13 protein-coding genes are annotated in these 13,070 nt (G+C 60.4%); 3 read left to right on the top strand and 10 right to left on the bottom strand.

Features of this window, described 5'->3' with window-relative positions; all coding sequences use genetic code 11:
* Positions 1–8: 8 nt before the first annotated feature.
* Positions 9–1,076: an alkene reductase gene (locus tag HYH08_RS12155; RefSeq protein WP_220010016.1), complete on the bottom strand. Its 1,068-nt coding sequence runs from the start codon at positions 1,074–1,076 to the stop codon at positions 9–11.
* Between the two features lie 162 nt (positions 1,077–1,238).
* Between HYH08_RS12155 and HYH08_RS12150 the strand changes: the two genes are divergently transcribed.
* Both HYH08_RS12150 and HYH08_RS12145 read left to right on the top strand, forming a co-directional pair.
* A complete protein-coding gene (locus tag HYH08_RS12150) occupies positions 1,239–2,129 on the top strand; it encodes a LysR family transcriptional regulator (RefSeq protein WP_220010015.1) in 891 nt (296 codons plus the stop codon).
* A gap of 57 nt (positions 2,130–2,186) precedes the next feature.
* Entirely contained in the window at positions 2,187–2,399 is a 213-nt protein-coding gene (locus HYH08_RS12145; RefSeq protein ID WP_220010014.1) for a hypothetical protein, read from the top strand.
* A 123-nt stretch (positions 2,400–2,522) separates the two neighbouring features.
* On the opposite strand, the gene HYH08_RS12140 is transcribed toward HYH08_RS12145, so the two are convergent.
* The 9 genes from HYH08_RS12140 to HYH08_RS12100 form a co-directional block, all read right to left on the bottom strand.
* Entirely contained in the window at positions 2,523–3,887 is a 1,365-nt protein-coding gene (locus HYH08_RS12140) for an MFS transporter (RefSeq protein ID WP_220010013.1), read from the bottom strand.
* A 163-nt stretch (positions 3,888–4,050) separates the two neighbouring features.
* A complete protein-coding gene (locus tag HYH08_RS12135; RefSeq protein WP_220010012.1) occupies positions 4,051–5,103 on the bottom strand; it encodes a 2,5-dihydroxypyridine 5,6-dioxygenase NicX family protein in 1,053 nt (350 codons plus the stop codon).
* Positions 5,084–5,974, bottom strand: coding sequence for an alpha/beta fold hydrolase (locus HYH08_RS12130; RefSeq protein WP_220010011.1), 891 nt, complete (start codon positions 5,972–5,974; stop codon positions 5,084–5,086). The genes HYH08_RS12135 and HYH08_RS12130 overlap by 20 nt, the downstream gene beginning before the upstream one ends.
* Positions 5,971–6,687: an isochorismatase family protein gene (locus HYH08_RS12125; protein WP_220010010.1), complete on the bottom strand. Its 717-nt coding sequence runs from the start codon at positions 6,685–6,687 to the stop codon at positions 5,971–5,973. The genes HYH08_RS12130 and HYH08_RS12125 overlap by 4 nt, the downstream gene beginning before the upstream one ends.
* Positions 6,688–6,720: 33 nt before the next feature.
* A complete protein-coding gene (locus HYH08_RS12120; RefSeq protein ID WP_220010009.1) occupies positions 6,721–7,932 on the bottom strand; it encodes an FAD-dependent monooxygenase in 1,212 nt (403 codons plus the stop codon).
* 38 nt (positions 7,933–7,970) lie between these two features.
* The gene (locus HYH08_RS12115) at positions 7,971–8,459 is read right to left on the bottom strand and encodes a (2Fe-2S)-binding protein (RefSeq protein ID WP_220010008.1); all 489 of its coding nucleotides are present in this window, start codon (positions 8,457–8,459) and stop codon (positions 7,971–7,973) included.
* A 1-nt stretch (position 8,460) separates the two neighbouring features.
* Positions 8,461–9,330, bottom strand: coding sequence for an FAD binding domain-containing protein (locus HYH08_RS12110; protein ID WP_220010007.1), 870 nt, complete (start codon positions 9,328–9,330; stop codon positions 8,461–8,463).
* Positions 9,331–9,332: 2 nt separating this feature from the next.
* Positions 9,333–9,782: an SRPBCC family protein gene (locus tag HYH08_RS12105; RefSeq protein WP_220010006.1), complete on the bottom strand. Its 450-nt coding sequence runs from the start codon at positions 9,780–9,782 to the stop codon at positions 9,333–9,335.
* Between the two features lie 4 nt (positions 9,783–9,786).
* On the bottom strand, positions 9,787–12,045 hold the full coding sequence (locus tag HYH08_RS12100) for a xanthine dehydrogenase family protein molybdopterin-binding subunit (RefSeq protein WP_220010005.1): 2,259 nt from the start codon (positions 12,043–12,045) through the stop codon (positions 9,787–9,789).
* Between the two features lie 406 nt (positions 12,046–12,451).
* Here HYH08_RS12100 and HYH08_RS12095 point away from each other — a divergent pair, with 406 nt between their 5' ends.
* Positions 12,452–12,922, top strand: a complete 471-nt coding sequence (locus HYH08_RS12095) for a MarR family winged helix-turn-helix transcriptional regulator (RefSeq protein WP_220010004.1) — start codon at positions 12,452–12,454, stop codon at positions 12,920–12,922.
* Positions 12,923–13,070: the final 148 nt, after the last annotated feature.

Genomic DNA, 13,070 nt, shown 5'->3' with positions numbered 1-13,070 from the left:
CCGTGCCGTCACGTCGGATTTAGAACGGGATAGTCCGTGTATCCTTCGGCGCCGCCGCCGGCATAGAACAGGGCTTGCCGCACTTCGTTGAAGGGTGCGCCGGTCTTGAGCCGATGCACGAGATCCGGGTTGGCCAGCGCCATGACGCCGAGCGACTCGATGTCGGCAAGGCCTGCGGCGACGTCCGAACCGACCTGTTCACGCTGACGTCCCGGGCGATTGATGATGAGCGTCTTCCGGAATGCTTTGCGAATGTCGTTGATCAGAGAGTCGCTACGGACGTAGAGCACATGCAGATAGGCAATCCCGAGTTTGTCGAACTCCGCCGCCAGATACCGATACAGATCGTCGTTGTCGGTCCCTTCGGCGATGCCGCCGGCGGGAATGCCAGGCGACAAGCGGATCGCCGTCTTCTCGGGTCCGATCGCATCGGCGATGGCACGAACCACCTCGATCGCGAACCGTGCTCGATTTTGCATCGAGCCGCCGTACTCGTCGGGGCGATGATTGGAATTTGGCGCGAGGAATTGGTGCACCAGATATCCGTTGGCGCCGTGTACTTCGACGCCGTCGGCTCCCGCTTCGACTGCACGTTTGGCGGCAAGGGCGAAGTCGGCGATGGTCTTCTTCACCTCGGCAGTCGATAGTTCGCGCGGCTGAGGGATCGGCTGCATGCCCTTCAACGTGAACATGTCGACTCCGGGCGCGATCGCCGAAGGAGCGACGGGCTGGCGGTGATGTGGCGTGTTCTCAGGATGCGACATGCGGCCGACGTGCATCAGTTGGACGAACAAGCGTCCTCCCGCTGCGTGAACTGCATCCGCAACCTTGCGCCATCCAGCGACGTGGGCGTCGGTGTAGGAGCCCGGAGTGGCCAAATAGCCCTGCCCGTCCTCGGAGGGCTGGGTGCCTTCCGAGATCAGAAGGCCCATTGTCGCACGCTGGGCGTAGTATTCGGGCGCCAATTCTCCCGGCGTTCCGTCGGGCTTCGCCCGGCTGCGGGTCATCGGCGCCATTGCTAGGCGGTGCGGCAGGTGCATGTTGCCTACCGTCACTGGGGTCCAGACTTCGGTCATTTGTATCTCCCTGAAAAGCAAAAATCGTTCGGGCCGGCGATACGATTTGCTCCGTGACGCCGGGATCGAGCCGGTGTTGGCTCCGTTCGCGTTCAATATTAGTGATCCACATTCCGACTGATAGGTGCTATAATTGGACAGAGTGTCTCAAAGGTGGAACGCATGGATTTGCTGGCTTTGGCCGACTTCAACCTGGTCGCGCGGCATGGCGGCTTCGGCCGGGCCTCCCGCGCCGCAGGTCGCCCGAAGGCCACGCTGTCGCGGCGAGTGGCCGAACTCGAAGCGAGCCTCGAGCTGCGTCTTTTCGAAAGAGGAGCGCGAACGCTCAAGCTCACCGAAGAAGGCAAGGCGTTGTATGAGCGCGCCGGTGTCTTGTTGGCCGAGTTGGAAGAGACGGCAGCGGCCATAGCTTCGGGTGGAGAGCGTCCGCGGGGCAGGTTAAGGATCAGCGCTCCGCTGCTGTTCTCGCAGACGGCCATGGGCAAGCTCGCCGCCGGCTTTGCTCTAAAATATCCCGACGTTCGACTGGAGGTGACGACGGAGGACCGCTCCGTCGACATGATCGAGGAAGGCTACGACCTCGTGATCCGCGTGAACCCTGACCCGGACGAAAGCCTTGTCGGTCGCGCTTTCTTGCAGGACCGGCTGGTGGTCGTGGCCAGTCCTAAGATGGCAAGACCTCGAGACGGCGCGACGGTTCGGGCTATCGTTCGGTCCACGAGTGATCGGTCCACTTGGAAGATCAAGACATCAAAAGGTTCATCGTCGATCGCCATCGAGCCAGTGCTCAGTTTATCGTCGTTGATCATGGTCCGTGACGCGGTGCGCGCTGGAGTAGGCGCCGCACGTCTTCCCATTTCCCTCGTCAGCCATGATCTCTCGACGGGAAAGCTAAAGCATTGGGGTGACGTAGATGCACCTGACATCAACCTGTGGACGCTCTACCCATCACGACGGCTGCTTAGCGCACGCGTATCCGCATTTCTCGATTATCTGAAGCAGTCTTTCCCGAAAGGAACACCAAACGAACTTGCGGCATTCTTGAGCGCATGAGATTCGCCCGCACGTTACGGGACCAAAAATCGCGAGTTATGCAACTGATTACGGTGAATGGACGCGAAAAAGCGCAGCGTGTCGATGAAGATTTCGACCTTCCAAATCACCGATGAAGCAGTTGCGAATGATCAAGACGGTGCCATGGTTGAACGCAAACACGTTAACGTACGCAGCTACCTGTCATTTCGGCCCGGCAAGGGTGCGGCCATTCGTCTAACAGTTGATCCGACCACCCTGTTTGTGCCGGCTTACCACGATGCCAACTAGGTCAACACTGCATTCACGTCGATTTCAGGGAGTCTGGTAGGCACGTTTAACCAAGATAGGGGACCGCTGCCGGCCATTTCCTGCGCAAGCATCGACGAGACGAGCTCGTCGACAGCCCTCATCTCACCGGTTAAGCGTCCCGACGCTCGACACTGAAGCAGCCTTCACCGTTGCCTCCGCTTCCGTGCCAACTTTAAACCCCTTCGCGGACAAGTCTCGACCGAGTGTCTCAGGAAGCAGAAGAGACGCGACAATGAAGATAGCTGCAGCCGGAAGGGCCACCGCAACCATTCCGTTCAGCAAGCTTCCGCCGAAATGGGCAGCCGCAAGCGGAACAATCACAGGAGCTATGCTGCCGAGCCCGCGACCTCCCATATAGAACGTCGACACCGCCGTCGCACGCAGGTTGACCGGATAGAGCTCTGAGATCCAGACGCCGGTCACACCCAGGGCCACGTTGCCAATACCGAAACCGATGTAGAGCCAGAACATCGGCCATTCAGCCTTCGATCCGGCGTAGAGCTGGCTGCCCCAGACGGCCATACCGACCAGAGACCCAACCCAAAACAGCGCGGGCACGAGAGCTCCGAAGCGGCGGCCAGCCCTGTCGTTGAAAAAGCCGTTCGCGAGGTAGCAAACGCCGCTGACCACGGAGAGCAGAACGGCCGTCGTGCGAACAACATCGCCCGGCGTATGCATGTCCCGCAGCAGCAGCGTCGGAATAAAGGAGACGACGCTGTAGTAGCAGAGCATGTAGCTCATCAGCCATACGAAGGCGGTGACGGTCTGCCGTGCCAGCCCGTTGCGGAAAATTTCCGCCAGGGGAAGTGTGCGGGCTTCTGCCGTGACCTTACCGGCCCTGCGTTGCGCCTCATACTCCAGCCAGATCTTGGATTCAGGCATGAAGAAACGAATGAAGATAATCAGCAGAATGGGCACGCCGCCACTCAGCAGGCCGATGCGCCAGCTCCACTCGTCGCTGAACGTCGCAATCAGCCAGATTCCAACGATTGAAGCCGTGGACGACGCGATCACGGCACAGCCTTGAAGCGCGGCCGCGCCCAAACCTCGGCTGCCCTTTTTCCAGGCCTCGTTGAAGAGCACCATGCCAACGCCATATTCGCCGCCAAGACCGATGCCCGTGATCAACCGCAGCACGGCAAGCGACCAGTAATTCCATGCGAACGCCGAAATGATCGCGGCGATGGAAAACAATGCGATTGTGAGTTGAAGCGAGGTCTTTCGGCCAAGTCGATCACCGATGACGCCGAACAGCGCTCCGCCAATGGCCGATCCGAACAAAGTGAGAGCTTGCAGGGAGCCGACCTCGGTCAGCGATAGCGACATCGATCGCTGGATCGCAGGCAAGAGGAACGGGAATATCAGAACGTCGTAGAAATCGAGTATGTAGCCCAGCATCGCCGAGATCATAATCGAATAGCGTTGCCCCGCCGTGTAGTCTTCCGAACTCGATATGGCTGCCGACATGTGACGCGTTTCCTGTTGGAGGATTGAGATCGATAGAGTGCCGCGACGCTTGCCGCGCCTTTGAGAGCCGAATGCGACTTCGGTCGTTGGGAGTCGTGAATGCGGCCCCGGTATCAATCGGAGTCGCATCGCGACTCCGGGTTGCGTGCTTGATGCGTAGAGCCTAGCGGCCTGACGCCCTCAGTTCCGGATAAGCAAACTCGCCCTTGTCGAGTATGTGGATATCGTCGAGCCACAGGCTGCAGCCGCGAAGCGGGATATCCAAATGACACGGCGTGTCATTCGAGCCGCCGAGCTCCGTGTTCGGCCCCGTCGAGAACAGGACGTTTCCGTAGAAGGAGAGCGCATTCATGATGTGCTCCGACGACAGCTCCTGGGAAGCCGCGATGTGGTGCCAGGCGGCACGCTCGTTCGACCCCCAGCCGATATGCGAGATCGCCCAGCCGCGCGGATCGCCGAAGCTGTCGATATAATTCTTGATGAGCAGCGCGTCGGTGCCTTCGCCCTTGAGGTCGACGATATAGCCGTCCTTGATGGTCAGCGTGACCGGCGACTGGATGTAACGCTTGAACGCGCAGAGGATGTCACCGGGCATCAGCACCACCGTGCCGTTGACCTCGCCGTCGGTCGCCTGAGTAAAAGCGAAACCTGACGGGAAGTGGTCCCAGCGACCGGGCTCATCCGTGTATCCGTATTCGGAAATGACAGGGTATTGCTTCAGGCCATAAGTTACGTCCGTTCCGCCCGGCGACGTGATCCGCATTTTGCGGGCCGACTGCAGGAGGGTTCGAGAGAGCTCCGTTCGCCGACGCAGATCTTCAGTCGGGAACATCTTCTTGAGGATGTGGAATGGCTCCATCACGCGCAAGATGCGCGTGCCCGCGTCCTGAATTTCGAGCTGCTCACGAGAGAACAGCAACCCCAGGAGATCGATCACCATATCCACGCGCTTGAGCGTATCGACCGCCGGCTGGTTGCCCGTGAGCGCATGCCGGCCCTGCAAGCCCGCGACCTTGCCCTGGCCGTATTTGGGCACGTTGAGATGAAACGTCGTTGCGCCCAGGCTCTGCGCGGCCAGCATGAAGGCCTGGGCGTATTCCCGCTGATCCTCGCCGCCGCTCAGGACCGCAACGACTTCGCCCTTCTTCACCTTGCAGAGTGCCAGCTCAGCCTTGAAGAGCTCGAGCATTTCAACATCAACGATTTGTCGGGACATCTTCACTGATCTCCTCTTTTCCGAACCTAGACACGCGGCCGTCGAACCGATCGCGCGGTCGCGCTAGAAGCTCTTCAACGATCGAAAGGAAGCCCTCGGTATCGTCGATCTGCATTTGGTGACCGGCGCTTTGCAGCGTCCTGATCGCGATTGACGGCAGCAATCCGCGAATTTCTTCTTCATCTTCGGGCAGAATGACCCCTCCCCGCCCAGCGACGATCAATGCGGTCGGAACGCTGAGATGGGCGAGGTCGCGATGAATGTCATCGTGATGAAAGCCCTTGTGGCTCTCGATGAGCGCACGCTCGTCGCAGGTATGCATCCACTCGGCCCGGGTGCGGACGAGTTGCTCGGGCCACCGCGGAGCAGAGAGGCTTCGCAGCGCCGCGTCGGCTTCTCCGCGCTTCGCGCTTTCAAGCAATTTGAGAAGTGGTTCGATCGGAATCGGATAGGTGCGACGTCCAGGACCGGAGACCGGCGGGTCGACAAGTATTAGTTGCTCCATGGACGATGGCCGCCAACGCCCGGCGCGGATTCCGATGCGGCCACCCATCGAGTGGCCCAGCAGCGTGTAAGGGCCTATTCCGAGCGCTTCAGCGAACCCGATGAGGTCGGATGCGCATGCGTCGAGCGAATAGTCGAGATGCGGGCCGCTTTCGGAAAGGCCGCGACCGCGGACATCGAGCACGAAAACGTCGTGTCCGGAGCACAAGCGTTCTGCGATGAACGCCCATTGCGCCGCAGTCGTCGAGATGCCGGGGACAATGATGACCGCCGGCCCGGACCCGCCGAACCGCAGATAATGCTGCCGAATGCCGTTGGCACGCACATGCGCGCCGTAAAGCAATCCGAATGTCGCGGCGCCGCTCACGTTCTCTGATCCTCTGTGTGGTTATCCGACAGCGCGTGAAGCCGCTCGATAGCGGCCTGCGTCGGCATGACGTCCGCGTATTTGCTGGCGATATCGAACAGGTTGACGGCGTGGGACGTGGGCGAGCGGTCGTAGACGGCGTCGCTCGGCACAATTGATTTGAAGTTCAGCGCGCACGCATCCACGACCGAGGCCCGCACGCAGCCGCTGGTCGTGCAGCCGGTCACCACCAGCGAGTCGACGCCGGCACCGATCAGATACGTCGCAAGCGGAGTGCCAAAGAACGCGCTTGCCTGAGTCTTCGGCAGGAGCAACTCGCCGGGCTCCGGAGCCACCTCGCGGACAAAGTCATAGCCCTCAGGCGGGATCCGCATGATACCCGGAATCTTCGAGGAGAACGCGCCTTGGTCCTGGCCCACCTTCCGTGCGACATGCGCGAAAATCACCGGCCACTTCTTCTCGCGAAACAACCGCACTAATTCGGCGATGTGTGCGATGGCGTGCCAACCGGCTTCGCCGCAGCTAGTCGGGTATTGCTTGATCGCTTCGCGGATTGGCATCGGCCGATTGCCGACCGAGCGATACTGAACGTCGATGACCAGCAATGCCGGTCGTTTGCCGAATCCCGCCGCGCCACCCAGCCCGGCGAGGGCATAGGTCTCGCGCTCGTCCAGCGGTATCACATCGTCCCAGGGTTGCTTGGTGCCAGTCACCGTTGCGCTCCAGCGGTCACAATCGTGAGCATGTCAGTGAAGCGGTACGGTGGTCGCATCATACTGGTAGATCCAATCGTACCGCGCAGCCGTCGCTTCCGGCGCCCACTGGGTCTTGATGTAGGCACCTGCCGTTTCCGGCTTGCACAGCGCCTGATTGTGGAAGATCGGCAGCATGCCGGCCGCGGACTTCACGACCTTGGTGGTGCGATCGAGCCGCAGGCCTTGATACGTCTTGAATGCCACCGCGATGTCATCGGGATTCTCCTCGAAGCAGCGGGCGAGGACGGATGCATCCTCCAGGGCCATGTTCACACCCTGCCCGAGGTACGGCAGCATCGAATGGCAGGCGTCGCCGAGCAGGGTGATGCGTCCCTTCGACCACGTACCCAGCGACGGCCGCACGAACAGGCCCCACTTGTTCAGGGTATCGACGTTCTTGACTAGCTCGACGATGTCCGGATGCCAGCCCTCGAAGTCCTTTAGGCATTCCTCGACCGAGCCCTTCTCCGACCAGGATTCGAGCAGCCAGTCGTTATGGTCGACCTGGCCCGAAAAGGTCATCATGACCGTGTTCTGCCAGCGCACCGGGTAGGCGGTGACGTGAGCGGTGGGCCCGATCCAGGTTGCCACCTCGGGTTCGCGCTGATGCGGCGCAAGCCGGTCGACCGGCACGAGGCCACGCCAAGCGATGGCCTTCGTGTACTGGCTCTCGATGTTGCCGATCAGGCCAAGACGGACCTTCGAATGAGCACCGTCAGCGCCGATCAGCGCGCGCCCTTCGACTTCGGAGCCGTCAGCAAGCTTGGCCCGAACCCCTTCGTCGTTTTGACTGAACCCGACAACGTGGGCGTTCAGATGAATGGCGCCCGGCTTCAACTGGCGCACGCCGTCAACGAGGATCTTGAGCAGGTGAGCACGCAGCAGCAAATAGGGCTGGTTGCGCGCCGCGTCGGAGCTGCGGTTGTAGAGGGGCCACCTATCACCGGTGTTCCAGAGCCGGATCGAGCGTCGCTCGGCCGCGATGCAGTTCTGCTCGACCTGTTCGGTGAGGCCGAGATCCCGAAGAACGCGCACGCCGTTCATGGAGATCCAAAGACCCGCTCCCACCTCGCGCAACTCGGACGCTTGCTCAAATACATCACAATCGATGCCGCGACGAAGCAGCGATAGCGCCATCGCCAAGCCGCCAATGCCGGCGCCGGCAATGAGCACGCTTGATTTATTGACCTGTTCAATGCTCATGACATCTCCAAACGATAATTGCGCTGTCTCGCAACGGGTTAGGCGGCATCTTCGGAGACTTGCTCGGCGGCAAGGCTCCTTACGGCCTCGAAAATCTTGGTGTAGCCGGTGCAACGGCAGAGGTTGCCGTGCAGGTAGTGACGGATTTGTTCGTCGGTCGGGTGCGGCGTCGCCTTTAGCAACGCTGTGACCGCCATGATGAAGCCTGGTGTGCAGAAGCCGCACTGAAGGCTCCCGTGAAGCACGAACGCCTTCTGAATCCGTGACAGGCCATTGGGGGGCGTCACGCCTTCGATGGTCGTGACCTCGCGCTGATCGACATCGACGGCGAGTGTGGTGCAACTCGAAATCGGCTCACCGTCGAGCAGAACGGTGCACGCGCCGCACACCTCCATGTCACAGGAACGCTTGGTTCCCTTCAAGCCAAGGCGATCCCGGATTAGGTCGATCAATAGCATATGGCTTTGAACGTCGATCGCGATCGCCTGACCGTTCAACGAGAATGAGATTGGCAACACATCTGTCATTTCACGCGTTCCCGGCTGCGGCGATCGCTTCTTCCGCGTTTCGCAGAAGCAAGACACCCGCAAGATGCCGCTTATAGTCGGCGCCACCATGCCGATCCTCGTTGACTTCCAGCTCACCCAGCGCCGTCGGGAGCACCGCTTCGATAGCCGGACGGACTTCGGAGACGGATATGCCCTGGATGACATCTTCGATGGCCTTCAAAGGCTGAGGGCGAGAACCGAGCGCTCCGACCCGCACGCGGGCGCTTCTGATCGTCCTTCCGCCGGCGGCCAACGACCAGGCCATCGCGACATTTACCGAAGGCCTCTCACCATGCTTGAAGCGCCGATATGTCACAGGTCCAGTCGGGCGCGGAAACACAATGACCGTCAGTAATTCATCCGGCTCCCGCACCGTTTCCAGCTCACTCCGAATGAAATCGTCAGCGTGAACGACACGCGTGCCGCCGGGGCCATTAAGCACCAGCCGTGCGTCCAGAGCCGCGAGCATCGTCGGCGGATCGGCGTGGGGCTCTCCGAAGCACAGATTGCCTCCGATCGTTCCGACGCTGCGGACCCTGACGTTCGCGACGTTGGCACAGAGCGAGGACAGCGCCAACACATGCTCGCGAATAACAGGATCACTGGCGATCTTGTTGTGCGTACAGCGCGCACCGATTTCGATGTCATTCGCATCGTTGAGAACAATGCGATCAAGTCCAGGGATTCCCTTGATGTCGATAAGCCGGTCCGTATGGATGACGCGCAGCTTCATCGCCAGCAGCAGTTCGGTTCCGCCGGAGTAGAACATGCCGTCGCCGGACTCTCCGACCGCACTCACGGCGTCGGCGATCGTCGAAGGCCTCTCGAATGCGAAGGGTGAAGGCAGCATGATCAGGCTGCGCCCAACATTTCTTTGAGCCGCTTCTCGAACTCCTCGAAGTTCTGATCGACGCGACGCTTGATGACTCCGAACCCCATAGTCGCGAGGCGACCTTGCACGTCGACCTTCGCGTCCACTGCGAATGTGGACCCCGCCCCTTCCGGCGTCACGGTCACGTCGAGAACAACCGCCAGCCTCGTCCCGGTGATCTTGTCGCGACCCGTGGCGCGCGTGCGGACGTGAGACGGCTCCGTTATCGATTCAACGATGATGTCGGCCGGGACCTCGACCTTGAAGGGGCCGATCTTCTGCTTGACGGTCGCTTTGTAAGTTGCGAGCCGCTCGATTTCTTCGACGCTTTCGCAGCCGGGGATGCAACCCGATATGCGAGGGACGTCGAGCAGCGTGCTCCAAAGCTCCGCCGGTGTCGCTGGCACCACCATCGACATATTGAATTCCATGAATTCAGTTCCTCTTCTGCAGGGCGCGCCATACCTTTTCGGGCGTCATTGGTAGGTCGGTGATCCGAATGCCGTAGGTCGAGAACAGCGCGTTGGCGATAGCTGGCGCGACCGGAAGGATCGCACCCTCGCCCATTCCCTTGGCGCCGCCTGGACCAGGACCGTCGCCGTTTTCGACAAGGATGGTGTCAAGCACGGGGGGAACGTCGGAGATGCGCGGTATCGAATAATCGATCGGCGTCGCATTGATCGGCTGGCCATCCTCGAATTCCAGCACTTCATAGAGCGCGTGTCCGAGGCCCATGATGGCAGCCCCCTCGTCCTGCCCTTCCGCCGCGATGCGATTGATGACGCGGCCGACGTCAGCGGCGCTGGCATATCGGGGGACATGGATCTCGCCGGTGTCTTCATCGACAACGATTTCAGCGAGGCCCGCGGAAGTCTCCCAAAACAGAGGGGACTCGACCAGGGCGCCCTTCTTCGAGCGCGGCGTAATCGCGCCGCGACCGATGACCTCTCCCGAATCGACACCCAACGCGCGGTGAAAAATCTGATGGAAAGTGAGAACCTCTGATCCGGTAGAGACGCCCCCCTCAACGAGCGACAGGTTCTCCCGGGGAAGCTCCCAGACGTCAGCGACCATTTCGAGGATCTGATCGGCTGCGTCGAGCGCGGCACTCTCGACGGAAAGGCCGACGACAACGGTCGATCGGCTTGCGCCTGTGCCCCAATCGTAAGGGGCGACGGCGGTATCGGTGCGCAAGACGGTTACCGCCGAGGTCGGCTGCTTCAAGGTCTGCGCCGCGATCCGCCCCATGGTCGCGTGCGCCCCCTGACCGACTTCGATGCTGGAGACCGAAACGAGGATCGACCCGTCGATCTTGAGACGTATGATCGCGTTACTGATCGGCGTATTGGCCGGATCGGTTGCGGCGACCGCCAGTCCGCGCGCCTGCCGGTTGGACGCCTGCACCTCCGATGCAAACGACCGGGTCACCCGGCCCATCAGATCGCTCATATCCATGTCTAGCGGCCGCAAATCGGGTCGGATGCGTTCACCGCGGGACACCAGGTTCAGCAACCGAAACTCGGCCGGATCCATGCCGATTGCCGCCGCGACATTATCCATGTGCGATTCTTTGGCCCAAACAGCTTGCGGTCCCCCGATCGAGCGGAATGCTGCACCTGGCACGGTGTTCGTGTAGACCGCGCACGCCTCGAGACGCAGATTGGGCACCACGTAAGGGCCCATGATGCGATTTGCCGATTTCGTGGCGACGGCTGAGCCTGTGTCGGAATATGCCCCGCCATCGAGGAGCAGTTTGGCGCTCTTGGCGAGGATCCGTCCCTTGGCGTCCACCGCCGTTCGGATCGTGATGTCGGCGCCCAGCCTTCGGCAGGTGAGCATTGATTCAGCCATGGATTGCGCAATGCGAACCGGGCGCTGCACCTTCCACGATGCAGCGGCCACCAAAGGCTCGATCTTCACCGAGGCCTTGCCGCCAAACCCGCCGCCGACAAACGGAACGATCACGCGGATCTTGGCCAACTGCAGTCCGTAGAGCCGCGACAGCACCTTCTGAACGGCGGTCGGCGTCTGTGCACCTGCCCAGACCGTCAGGGAGTCACCCTGGAAATCCGCAATGACCGCATGCGGCTCCATTGCAAAGTGAGAAATGGCCGGGAAGGTGAAACGGTCTTCGTGGATGTAGGCCGCGGCCGCCTCCGCAGCGTCAACGTCTCCGACGTTGTTCCGGTAGGTGTGGAATATGTTGCTGTTCTGAGTCGGCCGGGCTCCACCCTTGAAATAGAAGTCTTCGAGGTTTTCGTGACGCTCATGGATCAGCGGCGCATCTTCCGCAATGGCCTCGTGAATGGTCGTGGCGCGAGGAAGCTCGTCGTATTCGACATCAACCAATTCAGCGGCGTTTTGGGCGATTTCTATCGTTTCGGCGATCACTACCGCGACCGGTTCGCCCACATACCGCACCCGGTCGGTGGCGAGGATCGGTCGGTCTTTGAGTACAACCCCCCAGCAGCCGAAGGACGCGACATCCTCGCCTATAAGTACGTCCAAAACGCCATCCATCGATCGGGCGGCGCTCGTGTCGATCGTGACGATACGGGCGTGGATGGCAGGCGAGCGAACCACGAATCCGTGCAGCATTCCTGGAATCGTCAGGTCAGTGACGTACTCGGCGCGTCCCGTGACCTTTTCAATCAGGTCAGGCCGAACGGAACTCATGTTGTCAGTCGCCGACATCCGCACATCCAGTCTTGTTCGGGTACTCGCCGCTTGCCCGCAAAGGTGGGGAGCTCATCCCGAGAGCAATCCCGGGACATTAATGCACCTATCACTCGTATGCAAGTGCTACGCTCGTATACGAGTAAACGCGACCGTGATCAAAGGCAAGCCAGACTCGGCTGAGCGGCTTCAGCCCCTGGTCGAGTAAACGGCAGTTTCCAGGGCAGGAGGGACCGACGCGCCAAAAGGGCGTCCACCGGCCGGCATCGAGGCACAGCAAAGCGATAAGGCCAGCCGAAGTCGAACAAAGATGGATTCCAGTGCTCAAGGAATGTAGACAAGCGACCGGCGCCGGAGGCGTTCGGAGCTGAATGTCGATCCCTTCTCGAAATGAGAGAAGGCAACCTACCGCAAGGACGCAAAAGTGGTGCAAACAAAAACGAAGTCGCCGTCGGCGGAGAAAGTGAAAGACGCTATAGATTCATACAGGCTGGATGACGCACCGGGTTTTTTATTGCGCGTTGCGCTTCGTACTCACACGTCAATCTTCGCGGCCCGGATGATTGAAGAATTGACGGCGCCCCAATTTTCAACTCTAGCGAAGTTGAAGGAGGTCGGACCTTGCTCTCAAAACCACTTAGGGCGGCTCATTCACTACGATTCAGCTACTATCACCGGCGTTATCAATCGCCTAAAGTCACGTGGCCTGATCAAGAGCTCCAAGGATCCTTTGGATCCCCGTCGACGCCAGATCGATCTAACTGAAAAGGGCCGACGGGTAGCGGACGCCGCGATTCAAACTGTTGGCGAGATTTCTGGCGAGACCTTCGCCCCCTTGACCCGAGATGAATTTCGGACACTTACCGAAATCCTCAAGAAAATCATACGCCGCTGAGCCGGCTCCGGTTCACATTTATGATTGTCGATGTCCCGAATTCGTAGTCAATCATATCAAATGACCCCCGACAGAGCCTGGCTTCCCGTGGATCATCAACGCCCCGTTGAAACCGCGCTTCTAGGTTTCCGCAAGTACTATGTCTGAG

This window comes from Bradyrhizobium sp. BR 10289, assembly GCF_019455385.1.
Taxonomy (GTDB): domain Bacteria; phylum Pseudomonadota; class Alphaproteobacteria; order Rhizobiales; family Xanthobacteraceae; genus Bradyrhizobium.
Note: the sequence above shows the minus strand (reverse complement) of the source record. Positions and strands in the feature narration are given on the sequence as shown.

Excerpts from the sequence above, each read along its gene's own strand:
- HYH08_RS12135 (WP_220010012.1), bottom strand. The coding sequence starts at position 5,103 with ATGTCCCGACAAATCGTTGATGTTGAAATGCTCGAGCTCTTCAAGGCT.
- HYH08_RS12115 (WP_220010008.1), bottom strand. The coding sequence starts at position 8,459 with ATGACAGATGTGTTGCCAATCTCATTCTCGTTGAACGGTCAGGCGATC.
- HYH08_RS12100 (WP_220010005.1), bottom strand. The coding sequence starts at position 12,045 with ATGTCGGCGACTGACAACATGAGTTCCGTTCGGCCTGACCTGATTGAA.
- HYH08_RS12155 (WP_220010016.1), bottom strand. The coding sequence starts at position 1,076 with ATGACCGAAGTCTGGACCCCAGTGACGGTAGGCAACATGCACCTGCCG.
- HYH08_RS12145 (WP_220010014.1), top strand. The coding sequence starts at position 2,187 with ATGGACGCGAAAAAGCGCAGCGTGTCGATGAAGATTTCGACCTTCCAA.
- HYH08_RS12120 (WP_220010009.1), bottom strand. The coding sequence starts at position 7,932 with ATGAGCATTGAACAGGTCAATAAATCAAGCGTGCTCATTGCCGGCGCC.
- HYH08_RS12105 (WP_220010006.1), bottom strand. The coding sequence starts at position 9,782 with ATGGAATTCAATATGTCGATGGTGGTGCCAGCGACACCGGCGGAGCTT.
- HYH08_RS12140 (WP_220010013.1), bottom strand. The coding sequence starts at position 3,887 with ATGTCGGCAGCCATATCGAGTTCGGAAGACTACACGGCGGGGCAACGC.
- HYH08_RS12150 (WP_220010015.1), top strand. The coding sequence starts at position 1,239 with ATGGATTTGCTGGCTTTGGCCGACTTCAACCTGGTCGCGCGGCATGGC.
- HYH08_RS12110 (WP_220010007.1), bottom strand. The coding sequence starts at position 9,330 with ATGCTGCCTTCACCCTTCGCATTCGAGAGGCCTTCGACGATCGCCGAC.